This window comes from Motilimonas cestriensis, assembly GCF_021295315.1.
Taxonomy (GTDB): domain Bacteria; phylum Pseudomonadota; class Gammaproteobacteria; order Enterobacterales; family CBDFNC01; genus Motilimonas; species Motilimonas cestriensis.
Genome location: NZ_JAIMJA010000002.1, coordinates 1 through 24,109, shown reverse-complemented (window position 1 = coordinate 24,109; position 24,109 = coordinate 1). Strand labels below are relative to the sequence as shown.

Annotated in this window: 26 protein-coding genes and 1 pseudogene; 15 read left to right on the top strand and 12 right to left on the bottom strand. The window is 45.0% G+C overall.

The window, feature by feature from the left end:
* Positions 1-54 precede the first annotated feature (54 nt).
* Entirely contained in the window at positions 55-909 is an 855-nt protein-coding gene (queF, locus tag K6Y31_RS01805) for an NADPH-dependent 7-cyano-7-deazaguanine reductase QueF (RefSeq protein WP_233051156.1), read from the bottom strand.
* A gap of 57 nt (positions 910-966) precedes the next feature.
* Between queF and syd the strand changes: the two genes are divergently transcribed.
* Positions 967-1,530 (top strand): SecY-interacting protein, encoded by a 564-nt coding sequence (gene syd / locus K6Y31_RS01800; protein WP_233051155.1) that lies wholly within the window; start codon positions 967-969, stop codon positions 1,528-1,530.
* A 37-nt stretch (positions 1,531-1,567) separates the two neighbouring features.
* Here syd and K6Y31_RS01795 read toward each other — a convergent pair whose 3' ends face one another.
* The 5 genes from K6Y31_RS01795 to K6Y31_RS01775 all read right to left on the bottom strand — a co-directional run bounded on the left by K6Y31_RS01795 (position 1,568) and on the right by K6Y31_RS01775 (position 4,388).
* Complete coding sequence (locus K6Y31_RS01795; RefSeq protein WP_233051154.1) at positions 1,568-2,338, bottom strand: Zn-ribbon-containing protein; 771 nt, start codon at positions 2,336-2,338, stop codon at positions 1,568-1,570.
* Positions 2,339-2,340: 2 nt separating this feature from the next.
* Positions 2,341-2,643: a hypothetical protein gene (locus K6Y31_RS01790; RefSeq protein WP_233051153.1), complete on the bottom strand. Its 303-nt coding sequence runs from the start codon at positions 2,641-2,643 to the stop codon at positions 2,341-2,343.
* 45 nt (positions 2,644-2,688) lie between these two features.
* Positions 2,689-2,919, bottom strand: coding sequence for a DUF2789 domain-containing protein (locus tag K6Y31_RS01785; protein ID WP_233051152.1), 231 nt, complete (start codon positions 2,917-2,919; stop codon positions 2,689-2,691).
* Between the two features lie 112 nt (positions 2,920-3,031).
* The gene (locus tag K6Y31_RS01780; RefSeq protein WP_233051151.1) at positions 3,032-3,325 is read right to left on the bottom strand and encodes a DUF3301 domain-containing protein; all 294 of its coding nucleotides are present in this window, start codon (positions 3,323-3,325) and stop codon (positions 3,032-3,034) included.
* 40 nt (positions 3,326-3,365) lie between these two features.
* Positions 3,366-4,388, bottom strand: coding sequence for a DUF3549 family protein (locus K6Y31_RS01775; protein WP_233051150.1), 1,023 nt, complete (start codon positions 4,386-4,388; stop codon positions 3,366-3,368).
* 113 nt (positions 4,389-4,501) lie between these two features.
* Here K6Y31_RS01775 and K6Y31_RS01770 point away from each other — a divergent pair, with 113 nt between their 5' ends.
* From K6Y31_RS01770 to K6Y31_RS01740, 7 genes are all read left to right on the top strand, one after another.
* Complete coding sequence (locus K6Y31_RS01770) at positions 4,502-4,834, top strand: YqcC family protein (protein WP_233051149.1); 333 nt, start codon at positions 4,502-4,504, stop codon at positions 4,832-4,834.
* The gene (truC, locus tag K6Y31_RS01765) at positions 4,831-5,649 is read left to right on the top strand and encodes a tRNA pseudouridine(65) synthase TruC (RefSeq protein WP_233051148.1); all 819 of its coding nucleotides are present in this window, start codon (positions 4,831-4,833) and stop codon (positions 5,647-5,649) included. Before K6Y31_RS01770 ends, truC begins: the two co-directional genes overlap by 4 nt.
* Positions 5,650-5,938: 289 nt before the next feature.
* A complete protein-coding gene (gene ptsG / locus K6Y31_RS01760; protein ID WP_233051147.1) occupies positions 5,939-7,447 on the top strand; it encodes a PTS glucose transporter subunit IIBC in 1,509 nt (502 codons plus the stop codon).
* A 608-nt stretch (positions 7,448-8,055) separates the two neighbouring features.
* Complete coding sequence (locus K6Y31_RS01755; protein ID WP_233051146.1) at positions 8,056-8,223, top strand: DUF6435 family protein; 168 nt, start codon at positions 8,056-8,058, stop codon at positions 8,221-8,223.
* A 183-nt stretch (positions 8,224-8,406) separates the two neighbouring features.
* Positions 8,407-9,570 (top strand): HlyD family secretion protein, encoded by a 1,164-nt coding sequence (locus K6Y31_RS01750; RefSeq protein ID WP_233051145.1) that lies wholly within the window; start codon positions 8,407-8,409, stop codon positions 9,568-9,570.
* A complete protein-coding gene (locus K6Y31_RS01745; RefSeq protein WP_233051144.1) occupies positions 9,560-10,597 on the top strand; it encodes a DUF2955 domain-containing protein in 1,038 nt (345 codons plus the stop codon). Before K6Y31_RS01750 ends, K6Y31_RS01745 begins: the two co-directional genes overlap by 11 nt.
* 39 nt (positions 10,598-10,636) lie before the next feature.
* Positions 10,637-11,734 (top strand): AI-2E family transporter, encoded by a 1,098-nt coding sequence (locus tag K6Y31_RS01740; protein ID WP_233051143.1) that lies wholly within the window; start codon positions 10,637-10,639, stop codon positions 11,732-11,734.
* A 75-nt stretch (positions 11,735-11,809) separates the two neighbouring features.
* Here K6Y31_RS01740 and trpA read toward each other — a convergent pair whose 3' ends face one another.
* The 6 genes from trpA to K6Y31_RS01710 are packed head-to-tail and all read right to left on the bottom strand — an operon-like array spanning position 11,810 to position 18,422.
* The gene (gene trpA, locus K6Y31_RS01735) at positions 11,810-12,619 is read right to left on the bottom strand and encodes a tryptophan synthase subunit alpha (protein ID WP_233051142.1); all 810 of its coding nucleotides are present in this window, start codon (positions 12,617-12,619) and stop codon (positions 11,810-11,812) included.
* Positions 12,619-13,806 carry a tryptophan synthase subunit beta gene (gene trpB, locus K6Y31_RS01730; protein WP_232800227.1) on the bottom strand — a complete coding sequence of 396 codons (1,188 nt, stop codon included), beginning with the start codon at positions 13,804-13,806 and terminating at the stop codon, positions 12,619-12,621. The genes trpA and trpB overlap by 1 nt, the downstream gene beginning before the upstream one ends.
* 22 nt (positions 13,807-13,828) lie before the next feature.
* The gene (trpCF, locus tag K6Y31_RS01725) at positions 13,829-15,217 is read right to left on the bottom strand and encodes a bifunctional indole-3-glycerol-phosphate synthase TrpC/phosphoribosylanthranilate isomerase TrpF (protein WP_233051141.1); all 1,389 of its coding nucleotides are present in this window, start codon (positions 15,215-15,217) and stop codon (positions 13,829-13,831) included.
* The gene (trpD, locus tag K6Y31_RS01720) at positions 15,211-16,218 is read right to left on the bottom strand and encodes an anthranilate phosphoribosyltransferase (RefSeq protein WP_232800229.1); all 1,008 of its coding nucleotides are present in this window, start codon (positions 16,216-16,218) and stop codon (positions 15,211-15,213) included. The genes trpCF and trpD overlap by 7 nt, the downstream gene beginning before the upstream one ends.
* Before the next feature lie 10 nt (positions 16,219-16,228).
* Positions 16,229-16,837, bottom strand: coding sequence for an aminodeoxychorismate/anthranilate synthase component II (locus K6Y31_RS01715; protein ID WP_233051140.1), 609 nt, complete (start codon positions 16,835-16,837; stop codon positions 16,229-16,231).
* Positions 16,830-18,422, bottom strand: a complete 1,593-nt coding sequence (locus K6Y31_RS01710) for an anthranilate synthase component 1 (RefSeq protein ID WP_233051139.1) — start codon at positions 18,420-18,422, stop codon at positions 16,830-16,832. Before K6Y31_RS01710 ends, K6Y31_RS01715 begins: the two co-directional genes overlap by 8 nt.
* A 320-nt stretch (positions 18,423-18,742) precedes the next feature.
* Here K6Y31_RS01710 and rnm point away from each other — a divergent pair, with 320 nt between their 5' ends.
* From rnm to K6Y31_RS01675, 7 genes and pseudogenes are all read left to right on the top strand, one after another.
* Positions 18,743-19,597, top strand: coding sequence for an RNase RNM (gene rnm / locus K6Y31_RS01705; RefSeq protein ID WP_233051138.1), 855 nt, complete (start codon positions 18,743-18,745; stop codon positions 19,595-19,597).
* A 75-nt stretch (positions 19,598-19,672) separates the two neighbouring features.
* Complete coding sequence (locus K6Y31_RS01700) at positions 19,673-20,293, top strand: L-threonylcarbamoyladenylate synthase (protein ID WP_232800233.1); 621 nt, start codon at positions 19,673-19,675, stop codon at positions 20,291-20,293.
* Between the two features lie 289 nt (positions 20,294-20,582).
* A complete protein-coding gene (rluB, locus tag K6Y31_RS01695; protein ID WP_233051137.1) occupies positions 20,583-21,446 on the top strand; it encodes a 23S rRNA pseudouridine(2605) synthase RluB in 864 nt (287 codons plus the stop codon).
* A 221-nt stretch (positions 21,447-21,667) separates the two neighbouring features.
* Positions 21,668-22,393: a YebC/PmpR family DNA-binding transcriptional regulator gene (locus K6Y31_RS01690; RefSeq protein WP_232800235.1), complete on the top strand. Its 726-nt coding sequence runs from the start codon at positions 21,668-21,670 to the stop codon at positions 22,391-22,393.
* 368 nt (positions 22,394-22,761) lie between these two features.
* Entirely contained in the window at positions 22,762-23,211 is a 450-nt protein-coding gene (locus K6Y31_RS01685; RefSeq protein WP_233051136.1) for a hypothetical protein, read from the top strand.
* Between the two features lie 101 nt (positions 23,212-23,312).
* On the top strand, positions 23,313-23,678 hold the full coding sequence (locus tag K6Y31_RS01680; RefSeq protein ID WP_233051135.1) for a hypothetical protein: 366 nt from the start codon (positions 23,313-23,315) through the stop codon (positions 23,676-23,678).
* A 93-nt stretch (positions 23,679-23,771) separates the two neighbouring features.
* Positions 23,772-23,982: pseudogene (locus K6Y31_RS01675) on the top strand (transposase); the annotation flags it as partial.
* Positions 23,983-24,109 lie beyond the last annotated feature (127 nt).

Here is a 24,109-nt window from a genome sequence, read left to right as displayed (position 1 = left end):
CCAACAATGGTAGCCAGCAAACATCATACCGCCAGCCCCATTGCAAAAAAACTACTATTGGCGCAAAAGTCTCGGGGTTGTTATCCCGCTCTCAAAGTTACTACGAAACGGGTTAATATCTAGCCCACCTCGGCGTGTATATCGAGCAAAAACAGTAAGTTTTGTTGGTTTGCAGTAATGATTGATGTCTTGAAAAATACGCTCAACACATTGTTCATGAAACTCATTATGTTGGCGAAATGATATTAAATAACGTAGCAGTTGCTCTTGGTTTATTTTCGGTCCTTGATATTTGATCAAGACACTACCCCAGTCGGGTTGGTTGGTGACGAGGCAGTTAGACTTTAGCAGGTGGCTATATAAGGTTTCGTTTACTTGTTGCTCGGATGTGCTGTGGTTTAAATAATCAGGGTTAAATTCAAAGTCACTGACTTCAATGTCGAGTTCATCAATCAGGGTACCATCAAAACTGCCAAGTACTTCGTAATTTTGGTCAAGATCTGTGTATAGCGTAACTTCAACCTGACCTTGAGCACAGGCTGACAAGTCGCGAGTGAGGGTGGCTAGTACCGCGTCATTAGAATCGAACTTGTGCTGGTTTAGGCTGTTGAGATAAAGCTTAAACGATTTTGACTCAATCAAGTTTTCGCTCTTTGCATCGACTTTACAGTGTGCCGTAGCGACTACCGGTTTTCCTTTGCTATTAAGCCAAGACAATTCATATAACCCCCATAGGTCAAACCCTTGAAAGGGTAAATTCTGCGCCTGTAGCTGTAAGTCATCACGATTAAGTGAACGCGGCACGGCTTGCAGCAGGGAAGGGTTGTAGTCTGAGTCATATTGGGTATCTTGACCCAGCGATAAGGTATCGAGTATCGATGCGTTTTCGTAGCGAGATGATTTTTTCATTGTTTGACGATAATAGTTACAATGGCCTCATTCTAACTGAAAATAGGCAATAAAGCAGTGGCACAATCTCCCTCTCTTGTAGAATTATCCGACTTTTTACAGCGTTGTCAGGCCTACTGGGCAGAGCAAAATCAATGGCCTGAAGTTGAATTTGACGAACAGTGGCCTTCGCCATGTCAGCGCAGCGGTGCGATTGATGGCATCATCACTTGGCAACCAGAGCCAAATCCGAGTAATGTCAACTTTGACAATATCGCAGCGGCTTTGGAATGCCAGATCCACCCCGATATCAGCGCTTTTTATTGTCAGTGGTTTGCTGATAGCATCCCTTGTACCTTCACCTCTGCTGAGGTTAACAAGTATCCACTTGAGTTAATCCAAGCTTGGAACCAAGATGATTTTGAGCGGCTACAAGAAAATATTATTGCGCATGTATTAATGCAACGCCGGATTAAGCAGCCAGACACCATTTTCATTGCCAGTTGTGAAGATGAAATGCAGATTATTTCAGTGGTGAATGAAACCGGTGAAGTTATTTTGGAGCAGTTGGGTAAAGGTAAAATTCGCACTCTAGCGGCCAATTTACCTGAGTTTTTATCACAGTTATCTCCCGCGCAATAATGAGAACATGCAGCGGTAGTGCACCGCTGCATAGGCATTACTTTTTAAAGTCCCACGATAAATTAGAGACTAAACGGCAAGGCTCACACTTAAAATCAAAGATATCTAGCTCTGGTTCAGGCAAACGCCAGTCTTGCTGGCAACGCGGACAGGTACGTGCTTGCTCTTGAGCTAAACTGCCGCCCCCGACACGATATAAATAATAATAAGTCGGCACTTTAGTTAAGTATTCAATTCGCTTAGCCAAGTCATAACCACGACGAAATAACTGAGAATCGGTGCTACTTATTTCATGTAGCGCGCCATGCTCCAAAATTGAGCCATTCATTTGTAATTGATCGCAAGCTTCCCAATCTTCTTGCCATTTTATGGCCTGTTTTTGGCTGCCATTAGCAATGGTTGGGATCTGATAGAGCGGAATGGGGGATAAATCTAAACCACTGCGTAAGGGTGAACAAGTATGCACATAGGTGGTATACAGAATTTGCCAAGGTGGTTGAGTATCAGCACTAGCCTGAGAGTTAAGGTCTTCACCAACGAGCTTTATTTTGGGACTTAATAAGCCTGCTTGTTTTAAGCCTTCAATGGCTTTTTTGCCTTGCGGGCTTAAAAAAGAGCCGTGTAAGCTATTTGGCTCTGGTGTTACCAAGCGCAGTTGAAAGTAGCCGTCTTTAATCGCAATAGGAAATTCACGACCAAGGATCTGACCTTGATAGCGCAATGCATCTAAATATTGGTTAATACTGCGTTCAACTTGATCAAAAGTCGTGTCTTGATAGCACTCGAAAATAACGTCATTGATATACATGGTTATGAGTTTTGCTTTAGTTTTTCTATTTCATGGCGCAGTTCGGCGATGTCTTGATTGAGCAATGCCACTGCCGTTGCGATGTGCTGTTGAATACGCTTATCTAAGTCATCTTCAACCGCTGCCAATGTGACGGGTTTATTGGGCGATGAATCAGTGATTTCAGGATGGTCTTGCCAAACTTTTAAGGCACCAATAATTTTAGGTAAAGGATAGCCTTTCGGTAGTTTGGCTTTAATTAATCCTACGCTGGGGGTTTTACCCGCTTGAGCGATTTGCTGGGCGGCTCTTATAGCGTCTTCCATGATGGGTTCTACAGCTCGAAAGAAAGACCGTATTGTACGATATTTTCACCGTCTTAACATTAAATCTAATTGATCGATTACTTCCGCCCAATCTGAATCTTGCCAAATTTGCTCGCGTAAAAACTCAGCTTGGGTTTTATTCCAAAAAGGCGCGTCAGCCAGTAAGGTCATATTATCTAGCTTATGCTGGTGGGTAAAACGTTGAATACTTACTTCGTCATTTTTTAAGCCTAATTGGGCAAATAGGCTTGAAACGTTGTGCGCTGAGTAGTCCATAGGGACCTCCATACTGCGGCTCATTTGTTCCAAGTATAGTCCGGCTGAATGGCTTTGCCTCTTTGCCCTTGTCACAAGATAACAAGGGTGAAGATGAACCTTTAAACGCGACCTAAATCATGCGGTATGGCGGGATATCAAAATGATATTTATGCTGGCCAGTTAAACGTAAGTAACCTTGATAGCAGTTTTCACTGTCACTGCTAAATTCAAATACAAAAGTTTGTTCCAAAAAGTGCTCACCCAGTTTAAAACAAATATTATCACGCGCGACCGACACCAGTTGTAAGTCCAGTTGCTGGCAGCGCTGTTCAATCAGTTCTTGAGCACGTTCATTTTGTTTACGTTGCTGCCAAAACCAAATACAAATGGCAAAAATAGTAAAAAGCCAAAATAAATCAGACATCCATTATTTCCAAAATATTATTCCACGGAGCAGCCGTGGCTTAGCCAAATAAAAGCCCAATGGCGCGGTTGAGTGCAGGGCTACGCTCTGGCTCACGAATTTTTCCTAACAACAAATGGCGCAATTCAGGTTGTGCGACTAAGTCGGCAAACAATTGTACAAACAATTGGCCATCGTCGATAGGGGCTAGCTGCTCAAGGTATTGTGCCAAAAAATCGGGCTCGGCTAAATCTTGCCAACAGCGAGCCGCAACCGCGATAAACCATTGCGGGTCTTGTCCTAAGTTTGAAGCTAATTGTTGCTTAAGCAGTGCTTGACGCAATCCTTTCGCCTTACTTGATGAAATGGCGCGCAGTGCCAAAGTGGCTAATTGTGGTTTTTCGGCGAGCTGGCGATGAGCAAACTCGACTAACTTTTCAGTAAGTTGAGTGCTTATAACTTGGTGCTCTAATGCCTCAAGTAAAATACACAAAGGTGTATCTGGCAGTTTGGCTAATGCCTCACTAACATGCGCTTCATTACTATCTTGCTTTAAACGTACGGCAACATCCGCGATGCCTTGCATGCCTAACTGTTGCCATTGTTGCCAATCAAGTTGACCACTAAAATAGGCGTGAGCCTGCTCATAATAACGAGAAGCAGGGCGAGCCAGATCAAGATTTAGCTTGGCATGAAATACCGCGGTTTTATGCTCAGCAGGCTTGAAGGTGTAGGGATTGTTGGCAAGGCGCTCTTGTTGTTTCTCGTCTGGTTGTTTTTCTAAGCTGGCGCCAAGGGCTTCAACGACAAGTTGAATAAAGTGCGTTTGTGGGCCGGCTAGCAGCAAGCCGCGCTCGTCTAAAGGCAGTTTCAAAAACCAAATATAATGCTGTGGGTTATTCACCTGCCAAAATACCACGGCAACCCACGCATGTTGTTGCAATGGGTAAGGGTAGGGAACTTGGTTCAACTCTACTTTTTTGAAATCACTGGCACTGATTTTTGTTACTTTTCTGCCGAGATCATAAATTCTAAATTGGCATTGGGCTTTATCGAGAAAATCAGTAAGTGAGTGAATATTCATAATCAGTACAACCAAACATCAAGTGAGCAAATAAATTGGCTATGGATTATAGGGCCTAAGCGTTGCAGATGGTATATTCTCGGCAAATTTACCACGGATAATCCAAGGACATCATGAGTCAAGCCTTATCTTTGTTAACCTTATTGGCGCAACTTAAGCAATCGATGCAGCAAGCCCAACTGTGGCAGGCCGATATTCCAAGTGATGAAGCGCTCTCTAGCCAAGCCCCATTTTGTGTAGATACCTTAACCTTTGCGCAATGGTTACAGTTTGTGTTTCACCCCAAATTGTCCTTGATGGCAGAGCAACAAATGCCGCTGCCAAGTAAGATTGAAGTACTGCCAATGGCAGAGGAAGCATTTAAAGCAGAAGCTAAGCCAACCGCTGACGTTATCCGGATCATAGCCAAAATTGATACATTATTAACCCAAGGAGCCCAGTCATGAGCGAGCAAGATCTAAATCAAGTGACTCAAGATGAGCCCGTATCATTGGGCGCGCAAGAGCAACATCAAGTGACTCAAGGTGAACCAACACCATTACTGGATATTGTTTATCAAGACGAATATTTAGTCGCTATCAATAAACCCTCAGGCTTATTGGTGCATCGCAGTTGGTTAGATAAAGGCGCCACTCAATTTGCCATGCAAATGTTACGCAATCAACTTGGCCAATATGTTTACCCTATTCACCGCCTTGATCGTCCTACCTCTGGCGTATTGTTATTTGCGCTAAGCTCAGAGGTTGCCAGACTAATGAGTGAGCAATTTGCCGAGCGCGCGCCAACAAAAATGTATTACGCCTTAGTGCGCGGTTGGTGTGGTGATGGTGAGCTTGATTACCCATTAAAAGAAGAGCTAGACAAAATTGCCGATAAGCATGCGAGTCAAGAGGCCAAGTTCAAAGAAGCGGTGACACAATATCAATGTTTGCAGCAAGTTGAATTACCTTTACCGGTGGGCCGCTATGCCAGTGCGCGTTTTAGTTTGATGCAACTTACCCCAAAAACAGGGCGTAAACACCAATTAAGACGACACCTAGCCCATTTACGCCACCCCATCATTGGCGATACCAGCCATGGCGATGGCAAGCAGAATGCGTTCTCTAAGCAACATCTCGATAACCACCGTTTATTGCTACATGCTGCGCAGTTAGCATTTACGCACCCGATAACGCAGCAATCCATTTTAATTAACGCCCCGTTACCGGCTGATTTTGACCGTGTGCTAAAAACCTGTGGCATTGACAGTTATTCGTTGTGATATCGACGCTTATTTCGGTTCAAAACAGTGTTTTTGACCTAAATAAGCGTTACTGTTGGTGACCTGTGTTCCTGCTTGGTAACTTAGTTTCTTATTTTATTGCTCTGATTCGCCTAACTATCTGTTTTTAAATATTTTTAATTGTTACTTTTTGTTACATTGTAACTAGTAAGTTTTTGAAGTGTAACAAGTTTCCATTCCTCAATCCTGTGCTTTAATTAACTCATGCGCTGGGGCCATTTCATATGGCGGCAAAATCCGGTGAATTTTAAAATCGAGGAGAGTTGATATGTTTAAAGCACTGTTTGCAAATCTGCAAAAAGTGGGTAAATCACTGATGCTACCAGTATCAGTATTGCCCGTTGCAGGTATCCTACTGGGTGTAGGTGCCGCCAAGTTTAGTTTCCTACCGGATATTGTATCCCAGCTAATGATGAATGCGGGTGACTCGGTATTTGGTCAAATGGCCTTGTTATTTGCTGTAGGTGTGGCACTAGGCTTCACTAAAAACGACGGTGTTGCCGCATTGGCAGCTATCGTTGGTTTCGGCATTATGAAGGCGACGTTAAGCGTTATGGCCGGGTTAGACTTTAACTCAGCAGTAGAGGCAGCCAAAGCCGCGGGCCAAGTGTTATCCGATGCTGATTTAGCCACGCTAAAAGCAGCGATTAGTAAAAACTATGAAACTGGCGTACTTGGCGGCATTTTAGCAGGTTCGTTAGCAGCATGGGCATTTAACCGTTACTACCGTATCCAGTTACCTGATTACCTTGGTTTCTTTGCTGGTAAGCGCGCAGTGCCTATTATTACCGGTTTCCTTGCGATCGTATTGGGTGTTGTACTTTCTGTTGTGTGGCCACCAATTGGTGGCGTGATTGCTACTTTCTCACACTGGGCTGCTAATCAAAACCCAACCGTTGCTTTTGGTATCTATGGTGTGGTAGAGCGTAGTTTGATTCCATTCGGCTTACACCACATCTGGAACGTGCCGTTCTTCTTCGAAGCGGGTCAATGTCTCGACTCTTCTGGCGCTGTGCGCAACGGTATCTTAACCTGTTATCAAGTAGCGGATGAAGCATCTCGTGCTGCCGGCAATGGTTTTGGCCAATTAGCGGGTGGTTTCATGTTCAAAATGTATGGTCTGCCTGCAGCGGCGATTGCAATTTGGCACACAGCAAAACCTGAAAACCGAGCAAAAGTGGGTGGCATTATGGTCTCCGCTGCGCTTACCTCCTTTCTAACAGGTATTACTGAGCCTATCGAATTTGCGTTCTTATTCGTAGCGCCTGTGCTTTATGCAATCCACGCTGTTTTGGCAGGCTCTGCATTTGTTTTAACCAATATGCTAGGTATGGTTCACGGTACATCTTTCTCACACGGTTTAATCGACTTTGTGGTGCTATTCGCTAACTCGAATAAAGGCTGGATGTTCCCACTATTGGGTATGTGTTATGCCGTGCTTTACTACGTTATCTTCCGCGTTGCTATTGTTAAGCTAAACTTAAAAACACCCGGTCGCGAAGATGAGACTGCAGACGCAAGCGTTGCTGTAGAAAGCTCGGAAATGTCTAAAGAACTAGTGGCCGCTTTTGGCGGTAAAGATAACATCACTAACCTAGACGCTTGTATCACACGTTTAAGAATCAGCGTAAAAAGTGTTGATGCGGTTAACAAAGACCGTTTGAAAGAGCTTGGCGCAAAAGGTGTGGTTGTAGCCGGTGACGGTATCCAAGCTATCTTTGGTACACAATCAGATAACTTAAAAACCGATATGGAAGAGTACATTTCAGGTTTGTAAGTTAAGCGAGTAACCTCAATATGCAAAAGGAGCCAAATGGCTCCTTTTTTATTTCTACGCTGCGCTACTTGCGGCTGATGTTGAACAAAAACGTTCTGATAAATATTCACCTCTTTGTCAGGGATGAGCCACATAATCTTTGGCGCTGGTAAACATCGGAATAGGTTTTAGGCGATTTGATGTAGTGAGTCAGTGAGCAAGGCTGGTTTGATAAGCATCACGGAGCACATTGGGCTGGCTTGCTTTTATAGCAAGCTTAATATCTAATGAGTCAAATTTTAATCACCTAGGGCGTAATGTTGAGTTATTACATGCTGGCAGGCTGTGTGTACTTTTCGCTGCTGTGCGCAATTGCCGCGCATAAAAAAAATCGTCATGTTTTATTGTGGGCGATGGGCGGTGCTTTGGGTGGGTTAATTACTTTTACTACCTTAGTGCTTAGCGCTAACGTGTGCCGCCAATGTGGGCGCTCTACACGCGCTTCATATTGCCCTCATTGTGGATTTCATAATCCTTAGTAATTCTTACTGTTTTTCTTCCCGAGAGTCTGAGCCAATTACCACCTTGCTGCGTATTAAGTATTTTAGTCGTGATATAAGGCTCTCATTATGTTCGCTTGGTTATTTGGTACCCCTGAAGCGCGTTTGCGCAAACAATACGATGCAAAACTTGAGCAAGCCATGCTGGCACAGCGTCGTGGTGATATGAAATCCTTTGCTTTTCTCAGTCAAGAAGCGGAATCCATCTGGCAAAAGATTGAACATTCAAAACAATAATCTGCACTCAGCTTCAGTTGCATGCGGCTCAAGTTAAATACAGCTGCATAACGCTGGTTGAGACTTATTTTTTACTTTTTTGTGAACAATTTTCTGCTATCGCTTCTCACTTGATGACTTTGTCTACTTTTACTGTTTTAATTAGCAAAAAATGACAAAGTCAAATAAGTATAAGTAGGGAATATGGAGCAGCAACAAAGCGCTCAGCAGCCAGCATCAGCAGAGCAAGAGAAACCAAAATCAGCGACCACCACAGTGTCAGAATCTACGGCAGTGGCAAAGCCGAAAACGAGTAAAATAAAAAAGATAACCAACATTATATTGTTGGTTCTCTGTGCCATGTTTGTCTTCCACCTAGTCGCAGACCGCTTTATTCCCTCCACCGATTTGGCTCGTGTACGCGCCTTTGTGGTGCCTATCGCTCCTCAGGTTTCCGCTGATGTGACAGATATTTTAGCCAAACCCAATCAATTAGTCAGTGCGGGGGATGTACTGGTTAAGTTAGATCCTACAGATTTCGAAATCGCCTTAAAACAAGCCGAAGAAGCCGTTGAGCAAGCCAAGCAAGGCGTTGGCGCACAAACAGCTGGCATCGCTTCTGCTCAAGCGAGGGTGGGGGAAGCGCAAGCTAATTTAGTGAATGCGCAAGCGCAATACAAACGTATTGCAACCCTGGCAGATAAAGGCGTTGTATCTCAGGCAGATAAAGATAATGCTAAAGCCGGTCTATCCAGTGCACGTGCTGGGGTAGCTAGTGCTAAGGCAGAGCTGGAAAAAGTAAAAGAGCAACTAGGTGAGACGGGCGAAGATAACAGCCAGTTGCAATCAGCTTTACTTGCGTTAGAAAAAGCACAATTAGATTTATCACGAACCAGTATAGTTGCGCCCTCAGATGGCGGTGTTTCGAACTTTAAGCTGGAAGTGGGTTATCGAGCCAATGTTGGCCAGCCGTTGATGACGTTTATCTCGATGGATTCAGTTTGGGTTGAAGCCTACTTTCGTGAAAATAGCTTAGGTAACTTAAAGTCAGGTGATGAAGTTGAAATCGCACTTGATTATGCGCCTGGGCGCGTTTTCTCTGGCAAGGTGTCACATATTGATTACGGCATTGATTGGGGACAAAGTGAACAAGCCGGTAAACTGGCGCAAATTAAGTCACAATCTAGTTGGTTACGAGACACGCAACGATTTCCTATGACCATTGTATTTAGCGATGAAGAGGCTAAAGGCATGCGCCGCGTTGGTGGTCAAGCTGATGTGATTGTATATAGTGAGGATGCCACATTGTTACGGCCAATTGGCAAGGTTTGGATCCGCTTTTTAAGTTGGCTGTCGTATGTCAGATAGTCAAATGTTGCCAGCAACCCCGGAGGAAATTATCCAGCGCCGGGTGCTGCGCTTTACTATCGGGATCACTATAGCTGTAGCCATTTCGGCGCTCATGAACTGGACGCTGTCCTATATTATGCCGATCTTGTTAGCTAAGTTTTTAGTCGATCGCCAAGCGCCAACCATACATACCATTTATGAACTGGTTATATCCATGCTACTTACCATCGTTATCGCTTGGTTTGTCAGTGTGGGTTTATTGGAATACCCCTCATTACTGATGCCGTTGATTGCGGTGTTGATGTTTATTTCTTATTACTTGTTTATTGACCCTAGATGGAATTTCTTTGCCACCATTTTATTGGTGGCGTCTTTGATCATTCCTTATGCCGCTATTATTTCGCCAGGTATTGGCATGATAGTGGGTGTGGGCTTGTGCTTTTCCGGTTTGGTTTCCGTGTTGTTGTTCACCTTGCTGCATATTTATCTACCTGATCTTGCGCGAGAAAAAGAGCAGCATGCAGCATCGTCGCAAAGTCAAAACGAGCGCTTATTTGAATCGGCTAAAGCGCTGATCATCGCCTTTCCGGTTATCTGTTTTTTTTATACCTTCGAACTATCGGGTGCCATGCTGACGATGATTTTCATCGCGATCTTATCGCTGCAAACGGCAGGTGAAAAAAGCATTAAAATAAGTTTGTTTATGATGCTGACCAATATTATTGGCGGCATTATTGCTATCGCAGTCTATAACTTAGTGTCATTTGTTCCTGTTCTCAGTTTTTATTTGGGGTTGATCTTTCTTATCTCATTAGTTTTTGCCCACAAAATGTATTCAATGCCTGAAAAAGCCATGGTCTTTTCGACTATCTTTAGCACCTTGCTAGTGCTGGTGAGTTCAACCATGGCATCATCTAACGGCGATGTAGACAGCAAGTTTTATGTACGAATTGCACAAATTGGCGGCGCTTGTATTTATTTGGTGATCATTTCCTACTTTATTGAAGGCAGAAAATGGCAGCGCCTGAAAAGATGTTTTAATTAATCGACACAAAGAATAATAATTTCAAAGGGAACAACAGGGATGAAAGATAACAAGGTACAACTGTCGAGTCAGTTTTCTGCGCAGGCGGTAGATGCAGCGATAAAAATAATTATGGTGCTGCTGATGGTGGCTTGGTGCGTAGATATTGTGCGCCCCTTTATTATGCCTATGACTTGGGGGGCAATCATTGCGGTCGCCCTTTACCCGGTCACCGTTTTTTTAAGTAACAAAGTAAAAATTAGCCAAGGCAAAGCCAGTTTAGTGGTTACCTTAATGGGTCTAGCCATATTATTGGTGCCCGCCGTGATGTTTTCTGGTGCGTTGTTTACGAGCTCACAAGACTTTATTCATTTATTGCAAGAAGGGCAGTTGAAGATCCCAGCACCAAAAGCAAGTGTGGCAGATTGGCCGGTCATCGGTGAGCTAGTTTATTCCACTTGGAGCAAGGCCGTTAATGATTTAGAGGTGGTTGCTAAACAATATTCGGCGCAAATTAAAGACACAGTGATGTTTCTGGTAGGCATGCTCGGAGGTATTGGTGGCAGTGTCTTACAGTTTACTATTTCAATCATCATTGCTGGCGTCTTTATGACCAATGCGCAATCGTGTGGCGCTGCATTTCAACGGATCGCCGTGCGCTTAGCTGGACATTATGGCGGTGAGTTTGCCGCCTTATCTGCTGCGACTATTCGTGGTGTGGTCCAAGGCGTTCTTGGCGTCGCGGTGATCCAAGCCGTACTTGCTGGATTAGGCATGGCGATTGTTGGTGTGCCAGCCACTGGGATCTGGATGATTGGGATATTAGTGTTAGCGATTATTCAGCTGCCACCGATTTTACTTATTGGCCCTATTATCATGTATGTGTTTTCCGTTGAAAGCAGCACGACCGCCACTTTATTTATGATTTGGGGCATTGCAGTCAGTGGCTGTGATACGTTTATCAAACCTATTTTAATGGGACGCGGCGTTGATATTCCTATGTTAGTTATTCTACTTGGCGCCATCGGTGGCATGATGATGTCAGGCTTAATTGGTCTGTTTGTGGGCGCTGTGGCATTGGCATTGGGATACAAGTTGCTAATGGCTTGGTTAGACCTTGATGACGAGACAATAGCGGTTAAAGCCGAAGACGCGTAACGAACCGTTTAGCGTTAAAATAAAAAAAACCTCGCGTCGGCGAGGTTTTTGTTTTAGCAATAAAACTTTGTTCGGTTATTTTTGCGTGGCTGCTTTCATACTGCGGATGAAGGTATCCATTTCTGCAAGCAGTGCGGCTTCATCATTTAAGTTACGCTCAATGATTTTCACTACCGCGGAGCCAGAAATTGCGCCCGCCGCACCCGCTGCAATCGCCTCTTGTACTTGTGCTGGCTCTGAGATACCAAAGCCAAGTAGTGCGGGTGGTGCTTGGTATTTATTCAAGTTGGCCAATAAACTTTCTACTGGTTTACCCGCTTTGGTTTCTGCGCCTGTCACGCCCGCGCGGCTCAGTAGGTAAGTGTAACCACCGCCGTATTTACCCACTAGCTCCATGGTTTGCTCATCGCCATTTGGCGGTGCAATAAAGATAGGGTGAATATTATATTTTGCTGCCGCTTCACGATAAGGCGCACTTTCTTCCACTGGCACGTCGGCAATTAACAGCGAATCAACACCGGCTTCGGCGCAGCGTTGGTAAAAGCGATCAATACCATTACTGAATACCAAGTTGGCATAAAGCAGTAAACCAATCGGCAACTCAGGGTACTTAGCGCGAATTTCCGCGAGCATTTCAAAACAGTTGTCTGGATTGGTGCCGTTCTCTAATGCGCGGGTTGACGCATCTTGAATAGTGGGGCCATCGGCAACAGGATCCGAAAAAGGAATACCCAGTTCAAGGGCGTCAGCGCCAGCAGCGACTAAGCAATCAACAATTTTTAATGATAGCTCGCGTGTTGGGTCGCCAAGGGCGATAAAGGGCACAAATGCACCTTGGTTTTTCTCTGCTAATGCTGCAAAGCAATTTTCATAACGTTGGCTCATTACATTAATCCTTTTTCTTCAAATAGCTCAGCCACTGTGAAGATGTCTTTATCTCCTCGGCCAGACAAGTTCACGATGATGCTTTGCTCTTTATCGTCTTGTTCAATGATTTTTAAGGCATAAGCAAGGGCATGCGCCGATTCAAGGGCGGGGATAATCCCCTCTTTTCGTGCTAGCTCGTGAAATGCGGCTAATGCTTCATCATCGGTGACTGACTCATATTGCGCGCGGCCAATGGCGTGTAGATGTGCGTGTTGCGGGCCAACGGATGGAAAGTCTAAACCGGCCGATACCGAGTAAGACTCTTCCACTTGACCAAACTGGTCTTGCATCATCATTGATGCCATACCGAAGAAAATACCTTTGCGACCGTGACGCAATGGCGCGCCGTGTTGCGGGGTATCAATGCCTTTACCTGCTGGCTCTACGCCAATTAATTGCACGTTTTCATCTTCGATAAAGTCAGCGAAGATACCAATAGCATTGGAGCCACCGCCCACACAGGCAATCACTTTATCAGGTAATACGCCTTCTTTTTTCAGATGCTGGGCTTTCGCTTCTTCGCCGATCACGCGTTGGAATTCACGAACGATGGTTGGGAAAGGGTGAGGACCCGCTGCGGTGCCCAGTAGATAATGGGCTCTGTCGTAACTAGCGGTCCAATCACGCAGTGCTTCGTTACAGGCATCTTTTAACGTTGATGAGCCAGAAGTAACCGGGATCACCTCTGCGCCCATAAGTTTCATACGAAACACGTTTGGCTTTTGGCGCTCACAGTCTTTTGCGCCCATGTAAACTTTACATTTTAACCCCAATAGCGCACATGCTAATGCAGTGGCCACGCCGTGTTGGCCAGCGCCAGTTTCGGCGATGATCTCAGATTTACCCATGCGTTTTGCTAACAACGCTTGGCCTAGCACTTGGTTAGTTTTATGAGCGCCGCCGTGTAATAAATCTTCACGTTTTAGGTAAAGCTTGGTTTTTTTACCTTTAGTGAGGTTTTGACACAAGGTTAGCGGGGTCGGACGACCAGCATACTCGGTCAGTAGCTCTCTAAACTCAGCAATAAACTCAGGATCGTTTTGCGCCTTGATAAACTCTTCTTCCAGTTGGTTCAAGGCTGGCATTAGAATTTGTGGCACGAACATGCCGCCAAATTCACCAAAATACGGGTCTAATTTACTCATCTTTTCGCCTTAATTCGTTATTTTAATACTGTCTAATAGCGGCAAATGCGCTGTCTAATTTCTGTTTGTCTTTAATCCCTGGCGCTGACTCAACACCTGAATTCAGATCGAGCCCTAAACAATCTTGCTGGGCTGCGTGCTGCGCATTTTCTGGTGTAATACCACCTGCGAGCATCAGATTGCTTTTGTTTTGTTTGGCTAAAATTTGCCAGTCAAACGCTTGGCCGGTGCCGCCCGATTGTTCGGCGGTGCGCGTGTCAAACAATTGCACGTCAGCAGTTGGACATAATTGTGGCTCGCTACCATCAATGCCAATGGCTTTCCAGATGGCGCAACCGGCGGGCAGTAGCGGGCGCAGGGTGGAAATGTAAGCTTGGTCTTCTTCGCCGTGTAGCTGCACTGCGTTTAACCCTAAGGCCTTTGCATGCTCTGCCACTGCGTTAACATCATGGTTTTGAAACACACCCACGTATTCAAGAGGGGCAGCCATCATGATAGTTTTGGCTTGCTCAAGGTTGACGCAGCGCGGCGATTTTTCAACAAAAATCAAGCCGCCTAATACCGCGCCAGCACTGTAAACATTGGCGGCATCGGTCGCTGAAGTTAAGCCACACACTTTGTTATTGCCTAAAATAAGCTTGCGACAAGCCAGTTCAACGTTGTTTTGCGACATAATCGAGCTGCCAACTAAAAAGCCTTTGGCAAAATGGCGCAGTTCCTTTACTTGGTCGTGATGGTAAATACCGGATTCACAGATCACCACTTTACCTTCAGGTACCAGTGGTGACAGCGCTTTGGTGCGGTTTAAATCGGTACTGAGATCGCGCAGGTTACGGTTGTTGATGCCGTAAATGCGAACATCTAATGCCAATGCGCGCGCCATTTCTTGCTCGTTACTCACTTCCGTGAGTATGCCCATGTTGTAGCTATGAGCGACTTTAGCCAGGGCGATATATTCCTCATCAGATAATACCGATAGCATGAGTAACACGGCATCGGCTTGGTACAAGCGTGCCAGCTTGATTTGATAAGCGTCAATAACGAAATCTTTACAGATCACAGGTTGTGTCACTTGATTGCGCACTTGAGTGACATAATCAAATTGACCTTGGAAGTACTTCTCATCGGTTAATACCGAAATTGCGCTGGCGTGATTTTTATAGGCGCTAGCGATTAAATCCAAGTCGAAATCTTCACGGATCAAACCTTTAGAAGGCGAAGCTTTTTTACACTCTAAGATAAAGTGGGTGCCCGGCGCCTCAAGGGCGGCGTAAAAGTCGCGCTCTGTTGGCTTAAGCAGGTGCTCAAATTCAGCTAACGGCTGGCTTGCTTTGCGCGCTTCAACCCAAACTTTCTTATCATCAATAATTTTACCTAAAATGGTATTTTCAAGTTCTGATTGCATTAGCATTGGCTCATCTCCGCCAGTTTGTTTACTAAGGCCAGCGGCTCACCGCTATTCATGGCGGCGAGGGCAAGCTCTGCGCCGTGCTTAAAGTTATCGGCTTTACCATTGAGCACTAACAGCGCGGCAACGTTAATCGCTACTGCACTTTGTTGGCCCGGTGTGCCTTTGCCTTGGAGTATTTTTTCAATAATGGCTTTGTTTTCTGCTGGTGTGCCGCCAAAGATCGCCTCGATAGGGTACTCTTCAAGGCCAAAATCAGCCGGTGTCACTGTGTATTCTTTAATAATGCCGTCTTGCAATTCAGCTACTTGCGTTGGGCCATGAAGGGCAAACTCATCCAGCCCTGAGCCATGAACTACCATGACGCGTTTCATGCCTAAGGTTTTATGCACCTGTGCAATGGGGCGCAGTAAGCTTGGGTCGTAAACGCCATTAAGCTCTGTTTGTGGCCGAGCAGGATTCACCAGTGGGCCTAGTACATTAAAAATGGTGCGGGTTTTTAGGGCGGCGCGAACCGGGCCGGCAAAGCGCATGCCGGCGTGATATTGCGGCGCAAAAATAAAGCAGACATTTAGCTCATCTAAACAAGCTCTGGCCACTTCGGGGCTCATATCAATGTTGATGCCAAAGGCGCTAAGTAAATCAGAAGCGCCTGATTTACTTGATACACTGCGACTGCCGTGTTTACACACCTTTAGACCACAGGCAGCGCCAACAAAGGCGCTGGCGGTTGAAATATTGATGGTGCCAAAGCCGTCACCGCCGGTACCGACTATATCGGTGAAGGCATAATCAGGGCGTGGGAAGTCTTTCGCGCTTTCCAATAAGGCGGATGCCGCACCGGTTATTTCCTCTGGCGTTTCGCCTTTGAGTTTTAATGCGGTTAATACCGACGATAAAACAATCGGGTCCACTTCGCCTTTGATGACTTCACGGAAAAACTCATGGCTTTGCTCGGCGCTGATGTTTTTTCCATCGAGTAGTGTTTCTAACATATTGCTCATTGTGCTGTCCTTAGCTCGCTGGCTGCGAAATGAGATCTAAACTGGCTTCAAGTAGCTTAGCGCCTTCGCTGGTCAAAATAGACTCGGGGTGGAATTGAAACCCGATCACCCGATCTTGCTCTTGATAAATAGCCATGGGCATGTCGTTAAAGCTGGCGACAATTTTAAGGCTATCGGGCACAAAAGTCCCGACTAAAGAATGGTAACGTGCTACCGGTAAGGGCTGAGTTAACCCGGCGAACATACGATTGCCGCAGTGATTAATGTCAGACGATTTACCGTGCATAATTTCTTCTGCTGGGCCAACAATGCCGCCATAGTGTTCAATCAAGGCTTGATGGCCTAAACATATGCCCAAAATAGGTACTTCACCGCGACACAATTGGATCAACTCCGGCATACAACCTGCTTCAGATGGACAGCCGGGGCCGGGTGATAATACCAGAACCGAGTCTGGGATAGCGTCTATCTCAGCTTTAATTTTGCTGGCATCCACGCTGTTGCGATAGATTTTGACTGGGTGGCCTAAGCTGCGAAATTGATCCACTAGGTTGTAAGTAAATGAATCAAAATTATCCAGTAACACAATGGTGTAAAGGCTTTGATTTGAATTAGGCATTGTTAACCGCCTCCAATGTGGTGCCGTGCGCTTGAGCGATGGCGTTTAACACGGCCGCGGCTTTGCTGCGGGTTTCATCTGCTTCTGCTTGGGGTTTTGAATCATAAACCACCCCCGCGCCTGCTTGTACATGGGCGACTTGGTTTTGTACAAAAGCGGAGCGGATCACGATACACGTGTCCATTTCGCCTTGACCGGTTAAGTAACCTACGGCGCCGCCATAGCTGCCGCGGCGCTGTTGTTCTGTTTGACGAATCAGCTCTGAAGCGCGAATTTTCGGCGCGCCGGTTAAGGTACCCATATTCATACAAGCCTGATAGGCGTGCAGCGCGTCTAAGTCACTGCGCAGTTTACCCACCACCCGTGACACTAAATGCATCACATGGCTGTAACGGTCAACTTTGAGTAAGTCGGCCACATGGCGGGTGCCCGGCTCGGAAATACGCGCCACATCGTTACGCGCTAAATCCACAAGCATTAAATGCTCAGACATTTCTTTTTTATCAAGGCGTAGCTCTAATTCAATGCGGCCATCGAGATCTTTATTGATGCTGCCATCGGGATTAAAACCACGACGACGGGTGCCTGCAATCGGGTAGATTTCTACGTCATTAGACTGGTGGCAGTACTTAATCGCACTCTCTGGTGACGCGCCAAACAACACAAAATCTTGGTCGTTTAAATAAAACATATAAGGGCTAGGGTTGGTTTCTTTTAACTTACCGTAAGCGCTTAATGAACATGGGCACTCCAGTGAGAAGCTACGTGAAGGTACCACTTGAAAGATATCACCCTTGCGGATATAGCTTTTCAGGGTTTCCACCTGACGGCAAAACTCAACATCAGAAACATCAACGCTGACCTTGCTGGTCACGATATCGGTGGTGGTAATTGGCTGAGAGGTAAAGTTTTCACAGAGAGTAGCGATGTCTTGCAGGCGTTGTTCGATGTTGGCTTGGTTGGCTTGACTATTTGGCCCGCTAAACACTGAGCCTATCAACTCACATTGTTGTTGCTGGTGGTCTTGCAGCAGCAAGGTTTCAGCGACATAAAATAGGTAATCTGGGCATTGATTGGTGCCGTTTGGCACGTCTGGCAAATTTTCAAAGGTGCCGATAAAGTCATAAGAAAACGCGCCGCCGATAAACAACGCTTCATTTAAGTCGGACTCGGTTTTCACTGTGTTGATGATGGTGCGTAGGCCGTCCACTGGGGAATGAGACTTTAATCGAGTGTCTTCGTCTGAATCTCTATCTGGCTCAGGGAAGGTGAGCGTTAAACGGCGTTCATTGAGTTCAACTGCCACATTTGATTCAAACTGCTCAGTTAAAAATACCAACAAGTTATAACCATTATCCGTTAACGCTTCCATGGTCACGTTTAAGCCGTGGCAAGCAATGCGTACGGCGGCATCCAGTAGCATTAAACTTTTTAAGTCGGCCTTACTGTCTATTTCGGCGGAATCGAGGAGCAAGCTGTTATCACCGGGGCGGCTCAAGGCTTGGTATAAGGGCAGCGATTCCGTGCTGTATTGGCTGTGCCTGCGTAAGGTAGCAAGTTCGCCTGTGTATCCTGATGTATTCATTTTAACTCCGATATAATTAACATTTTGTTTTTATAAGGTTTAGTTGTTAATTCACCATCGCCAATTGTGTTTTTTTACCTGTATTTGCATTTCAACCGTCCTGATACGAAAAAAGCCCGCTTAGTTGCGGGCTTTTTGTCGGTTTTCTTTAATATATTTTACATATAACAAACCACACAACCCGCTTATTCTGGATTGTGCCACCACCAAATTAGAGAAGAATGTGTTAAATTATGCATCTCGGCGATTTCGTTACATGAATGATGCCTAATTCTTCTTTTATTTGACCTATAAAGTCAAGTTATATTTATGGATAATTGATGTTAATCGACTTTCACTCACATACCACTTCCTCAGACGGGTTGTTATCACCTGCTGAACTCGTACAGCGAGCCGTTGAACGCCGAGTCGATGTATTAGCCATTACCGATCACGACACGACCGCGGGTATCGCACCCGCTCGCCAAGCGATTGCAGAGCTTGATTTGCCGTTAACGCTAATTAATGGCATTGAAATTTCATCGGGTTGGGAAAACCATGAAATTCACGTGGTGGGATTGCGTATGGACATCGACCATCCTGCTTTGCAGGCGTTTATTCAAGGCCAAAGTGAAAAGCGTGAAGCCAGAGCCATTGAAATGGGGCTGCGCTTAGAAAAAAAACGTATTTTTGGGGCGTATGAGGGAGCAAAAGCGTTAGCGGGTGATGCAGCCATAACACGTGCCCATTTTGCCCGCTACATGGTTAATGCCGGTATTGTTGACTCATTCCCCAATGTGTTTAAAAAGTATTTAACCAAGGGAAATCCGGGTTATGTGCCATCGAATTGGCCTGAGTTAGCAGAGGCCATTGCGATCATCAAACAAAGTGGTGGGGTGGCGGTATTGGCCCATCCTACCCATTATAAGCTGTCGAATAAGTGGCTCAAGCGTTTACTTAACGACTTTAAAGCCGCGGGCGGAGATGCCTTAGAGGTAGCGATGTCACAACAATCGCCACAAGACAGAGTCAATCTAGCGCAATGGGGCAACGATGTTGGCCTTAAAGCCTCGCAAGGCTCTGATTTTCATTTAATCAGTAGTTGGTGCGATCTGGGCCGTAACCTATATTTACCTAAAGATGCCGAGCCAATTTGGCAAGATTGGCCTGAAATTTTAGCGTTGAGTGAAGCTTAGCGTAAGAAAGAACATTAATAATAAAAAAAGCACTCACGTTAGATTTGTTGGTGAGTGTAAAAGTAGAGGATTGAGATGAGTCAGTTTTTTTATGTACACCCAGATAACCCACAAGCACGCTTGATTAGCCAAGCGGTTGAAATTATTCATCAAGGTGGCGTAATTGTTTACCCTACCGATTCTGGCTATGCCCTAGGTTGCCAATTAGGCGATAAGGCAGCAATGGAGCGAATTTGTAAAATTCGTCATATCGATAAAGACCATAATTTTACTTTATTATGCAAAGACCAATCGGAACTAGCATCTTATGCCAGAGTCGATAATGCCGCGTTTCGTTATTTAAAAAATAACACCCCTGGTGCTTATACCTTTATTTTCAAAGCGACCAAAGAAGTGCCGAAGCGTTTAATGAACCCAAAGAAAAAAACCATCGGAATTCGTATTCCAGACAACAATATAGCCTTGGCATTACTTGAAAAACTGGGTGAGCCATTGATGTCTTCTAGCTTAATTTTACCCGGTAACGAGCACACTGAATTTGACCCTGAAGAAATCCGTGACAAATTAGAGCGCCATGTTGAGCTGATTATTCATGGTGGCTTCTTATCTGAAAAACCGACGACAGTTGTCGACTTTTCGGAAGGAGAGCCAGAAATTGTTCGCCGTGGATCGGGCGATCCATCGGCATTTGAGTGATTTAGCATTACGAAGAAATTAAAGTGGTGAAAAAATCAGCTTTGGTGGCGATTTTATTAAGTGATTTACGCCAAAGCTGGTACAATTTGCGCCCTTTGATTTGACTGCTGTGAAGTAGGCATACACATCTGCTAAGCGCATACCCTGTGTAGGTTTATATCCAAGCAACTTCAAAACCGATTTGTGTTGGCTATGTGTTTATTTCTAATCATAAATTGTAATAGCCAACAGAAAATGATGGGTTTGCAGTGTATTAATTACACTGCGCCAATGAGTGTTAGGAATAACCATGAGTGAAAAGATTCAAAAAGTACTTGCCCGTAGTGGCGTAGGCTCTCGTCGAAAAATGGAAGAGCTGATCCAAGCCGGTAAAGTGAGTGTTGACGGTAAAATTGCCACCTTGGGCGATCGCGCCGAAGCCGATCAAGTGATCCGAGTTGAAGGCCGCATTATTGCGACTAAAGCCGAAGAAGATGTGGTGTGTCGGGTGTTGATGTACCACAAGCCAGAAGGCGAGCTTTGTACGCGTTTTGACAGCGATGGCCGCGCCACGGTATTTGACCGTTTACCTCGCATTTTAGGCTCGCGCTGGATTGCGGTAGGCCGTTTAGATATAAACACCGCTGGTTTGTTACTGTTTACCACCGACGGTGAGCTAGCCAATCGCATGATGCACCCAAGCCATGAAATTGAGCGTGAATATGCGGTACGTGTATTTGGCGAAATTGAAGATGAAATGTTGGCGCGCTTGAAAGAAGGCGTGAAGCTTGAAGATGGCATGGCTTCTTTTAGCAAGATCAAAAAGTCTGGCGGTGAAGGCATTAACGAATGGTTTAACGTTACCTTAAGTGAAGGACGTAACCGTGAAGTAAGACGTTTGTGGGAAAGCCAAGGCATGCAAGTTAGCCGCTTGATCCGCGTACGTTACGGTCAACTTAACTTGCCTAAGTCGCTGCCAAAAGGCGGTTGGACCGAGTTACCGTTAAAAGAAGTGAATGCACTGCGTAGTTCGGTAAACCTAGATCCTGAAACCGAAACCAAAGTAAAAGTGGATAAACGCCCAGCGCGCACGCAAAATACCCGTATTCGTCGTTCGGTGAAAAAACACCAAATGAAGCAAAACAGTGAACGTAAAAAAGCGCGTAGCCGTTAATTTCACCTAATCCCAAAAACCTGCTGCGGCAGGTTTTTTTGTTTTTGGCAGGGGCCCATTTTGCCCCTCGCCCCTTGACCTTGCTTAGGTATATTCACCCGAAATTTGACCTGTAACTAGGTTTAACCTGTTTTGCTTGATGGTAAAGCTAGCGTTAGCAGGGGGGTTGCGGGTAAAATCTGCGGCATTATTTTTTCAAATACAGATCGAGAGAGAACGAGATGGGAAGAGCTTACCAGAACCGTAAAGATTCGATGGCTAAAACAGCCGGAATGAAAACCAAGGTTTATTCGAAATACGGTAAAGAAATATACGTAATAGCAAAAAATGGTGGCCCCGACCCCGACACCAACCTCTCCCTAAAACGTATTATTGAAAAGTCGAAAAAAGACCAAGTGCCTACTCACGTTATTGAACGTGCGATTGAAAAAGCGTCAGGTGCTGGCGGTGAAGATTACTCTCACGCTCGCTATGAAGGTTTTGGTCCTGGTGGCTGTATGGTGATTGTGGACTGTTTAACTGACAACACCAATCGTACTCATATGGAAGTGCGTCAAGCCTTTTTGAAAAACGGTGCTAAATTAGGTGCACCTGGCTCAGCGGCACATATGTTTGATCACTTAGCTATTTTGGCATTTAAGGGTGAAGACGACGAAGCGGTACTAGAAGCGTTAATGATGGCCGATGTTGATGTGACTGACATTGAAAACGAAGATGGTGTGATCACGGTATTTGCACCGCACACTGAGTTTTACAAAGCCAAAACAGCCCTAGCTGAAGCAATGCCTGATGTTGAGCTTGATGTAGAAGAGATTACCTTCGTACCACAAACCGAAGCGCCGATTACCGGTGAAGACGTTGCGGTGTTTGAGAAGTTCTTAGACATGCTAAATGATTGTGATGACGTGCAAGACGTTTATCACAACGGTCAGGTTGAAGAGGCATAAGCCTAAACAACACTGACAATTGAAAAATCCGGCATTTGCCGGTTTTTTTGTCTCTGCGAGTTGCCGGAGGGCAATAGCGGCGTTGAGCGAAAAGAATGCTTGGCCTGTGGTTTAGCATTGTTAATATTTATGGTTGATTGTTTTTTAAACGCATTTTTACAGAAATAAGTTAACACTTGTCGCATAACATGATTAGTCGCCGTTTTGTCGGAAAATAACAGCAAAGGCCCTACAAGGCCGATAATTGATTGTTTACTATAGATAAAAATGATGTAAATATTGTGGATGTTTTTTAGACGCCGTTTTGGGGCGTTTTATCACCCTATAATGGGATGTAATAAGCTGTTATGCAACATCGAGAATCTCACATGAATGCAAGTAGGCCTCAAAAAGTTGCAATTGATCATGATGATTATCATGCAGAGCATGTTGGTCGAACTAAAGGTGGCCGTCAGTTCTTTTTAACCACTCCTTTTGAGCCTTCCTCTAGCTCATCTAAAGGATGTGAATACATAGCATTATTTCAATTCGATCTTGATGGAAATTTAATCGATTCAAATATTGAAAGTTTAGGCGTTCGAGGATCTTACGAAGAAGATGACCGAAAGAATAGATATCTACAATGCTTGCAAAGTCTCGGTGAGGTGGAGTTTGGTCGCATAGAAGTTAAACCTTTTTCTATATCATTCAATGAAACCGACATTGGTCTAATTGTCAGAGAGCCTGAGGGTGAAGATGATGTTTGGGCTGTAGAGATGTTGCCAGGTAATTACATGGCATTCTTTGAACCTTGGGATAGCGGTGAATATGACACCTAGTAATTGCATAACAAAAATAGTAACAGGAACGGTTTTAAGCTGCTTCCGCTACGCTCCATCAACTTAAAACACGTCCTGTTCTATAGGCGTTAAATTTGCATATGAAATATCTACCTCAGTCGCAACTGAAGCTATATCTGAAAATGGGTCGAGATATCACTCAGTTTATTGGTATTGGTGAGTATTTTGAGTCAACGACTTTTGATTGGGTTCTGATGTCTGGAACTGAAGATGATGCCAGGATCCAATTGATTCGCTCAGTTGACGAGGGGGACGACTACTATTGCGATGTCATGTCTTTTTCAACCATCGGAGAAGATAACCCCGATGAGATAAAAGAATTTCGAGGTAATCTTGACCAATGTCTAACCTGGCTAAAGAACGAGTTTGGAGGCAGTCCAGATAAATTTTTAGGTAAGGGTATGATTGATCAAGAGTATGAAAACTATGGTAAAAATCGAGCATAAAAATTTAAAATAACCAGGACACCCTCCGAAATTTTAAGCCTGTTACATCTTGCGCCATAGTTAAGTGACCATCTATCAAGCTGGATAAAGGTTATGACACTTCCGCGCAAGCAGCTGATTTGCCCTGAATCGACGCCTTATTATCATGTTACTAGCCGCTGTGTTCGCCGCGCTTTTTTGTGTGGTGGATAAGGTAAAGCAACTGGCGAGCACCTTCACCATCAATATTTGTGCTTATGCCATTATGAGCAATCATTACCACCTGATTTTATATATAGATACCAAGCGTAACCGCGACTTAACCGTAAGCGCATCATAAACCCCGCATTCTAATCCCCTAGCACGAAGAATAAGATCAAGTCTCCAACCATGAGGAGATTTGAGATGAGAAAACGACGCACCAACCAAGAATGGCAAAACCTTATTGCGCA

Bases quoted from the DNA above. Each gene is read 5' to 3' on its own strand.
- queF (WP_233051156.1), bottom strand. From the start codon at position 909: ATGAAAAAATCATCTCGCTACGAAAACGCATCGATACTCGATACCTTA.
- K6Y31_RS01685 (WP_233051136.1), top strand. From the start codon at position 22,762: ATGAATGCAAGTAGGCCTCAAAAAGTTGCAATTGATCATGATGATTAT.
- truC (WP_233051148.1), top strand. From the start codon at position 4,831: ATGAGCGAGCAAGATCTAAATCAAGTGACTCAAGATGAGCCCGTATCA.
- K6Y31_RS01700 (WP_232800233.1), top strand. From the start codon at position 19,673: ATGAGTCAGTTTTTTTATGTACACCCAGATAACCCACAAGCACGCTTG.
- trpA (WP_233051142.1), bottom strand. From the start codon at position 12,619: ATGAGCCAACGTTATGAAAATTGCTTTGCAGCATTAGCAGAGAAAAAC.
- trpD (WP_232800229.1), bottom strand. From the start codon at position 16,218: ATGAGCAATATGTTAGAAACACTACTCGATGGAAAAAACATCAGCGCC.
- K6Y31_RS01755 (WP_233051146.1), top strand. From the start codon at position 8,056: ATGTTCGCTTGGTTATTTGGTACCCCTGAAGCGCGTTTGCGCAAACAA.
- K6Y31_RS01795 (WP_233051154.1), bottom strand. From the start codon at position 2,338: ATGTATATCAATGACGTTATTTTCGAGTGCTATCAAGACACGACTTTT.
- K6Y31_RS01745 (WP_233051144.1), top strand. From the start codon at position 9,560: ATGTCAGATAGTCAAATGTTGCCAGCAACCCCGGAGGAAATTATCCAG.
- K6Y31_RS01790 (WP_233051153.1), bottom strand. From the start codon at position 2,643: ATGGAAGACGCTATAAGAGCCGCCCAGCAAATCGCTCAAGCGGGTAAA.
- K6Y31_RS01775 (WP_233051150.1), bottom strand. From the start codon at position 4,388: ATGAATATTCACTCACTTACTGATTTTCTCGATAAAGCCCAATGCCAA.
- K6Y31_RS01770 (WP_233051149.1), top strand. From the start codon at position 4,502: ATGAGTCAAGCCTTATCTTTGTTAACCTTATTGGCGCAACTTAAGCAA.
- ptsG (WP_233051147.1), top strand. From the start codon at position 5,939: ATGTTTAAAGCACTGTTTGCAAATCTGCAAAAAGTGGGTAAATCACTG.
- K6Y31_RS01715 (WP_233051140.1), bottom strand. From the start codon at position 16,837: ATGCCTAATTCAAATCAAAGCCTTTACACCATTGTGTTACTGGATAAT.
- trpB (WP_232800227.1), bottom strand. From the start codon at position 13,806: ATGAGTAAATTAGACCCGTATTTTGGTGAATTTGGCGGCATGTTCGTG.
- rnm (WP_233051138.1), top strand. From the start codon at position 18,743: ATGTTAATCGACTTTCACTCACATACCACTTCCTCAGACGGGTTGTTA.
- K6Y31_RS01780 (WP_233051151.1), bottom strand. From the start codon at position 3,325: ATGTCTGATTTATTTTGGCTTTTTACTATTTTTGCCATTTGTATTTGG.
- K6Y31_RS01750 (WP_233051145.1), top strand. From the start codon at position 8,407: ATGGAGCAGCAACAAAGCGCTCAGCAGCCAGCATCAGCAGAGCAAGAG.
- rluB (WP_233051137.1), top strand. From the start codon at position 20,583: ATGAGTGAAAAGATTCAAAAAGTACTTGCCCGTAGTGGCGTAGGCTCT.
- K6Y31_RS01785 (WP_233051152.1), bottom strand. From the start codon at position 2,919: ATGGACTACTCAGCGCACAACGTTTCAAGCCTATTTGCCCAATTAGGC.
- K6Y31_RS01740 (WP_233051143.1), top strand. From the start codon at position 10,637: ATGAAAGATAACAAGGTACAACTGTCGAGTCAGTTTTCTGCGCAGGCG.
- K6Y31_RS01710 (WP_233051139.1), bottom strand. From the start codon at position 18,422: ATGAATACATCAGGATACACAGGCGAACTTGCTACCTTACGCAGGCAC.
- K6Y31_RS01690 (WP_232800235.1), top strand. From the start codon at position 21,668: ATGGGAAGAGCTTACCAGAACCGTAAAGATTCGATGGCTAAAACAGCC.
- K6Y31_RS01680 (WP_233051135.1), top strand. From the start codon at position 23,313: ATGAAATATCTACCTCAGTCGCAACTGAAGCTATATCTGAAAATGGGT.
- trpCF (WP_233051141.1), bottom strand. From the start codon at position 15,217: ATGCTAATGCAATCAGAACTTGAAAATACCATTTTAGGTAAAATTATT.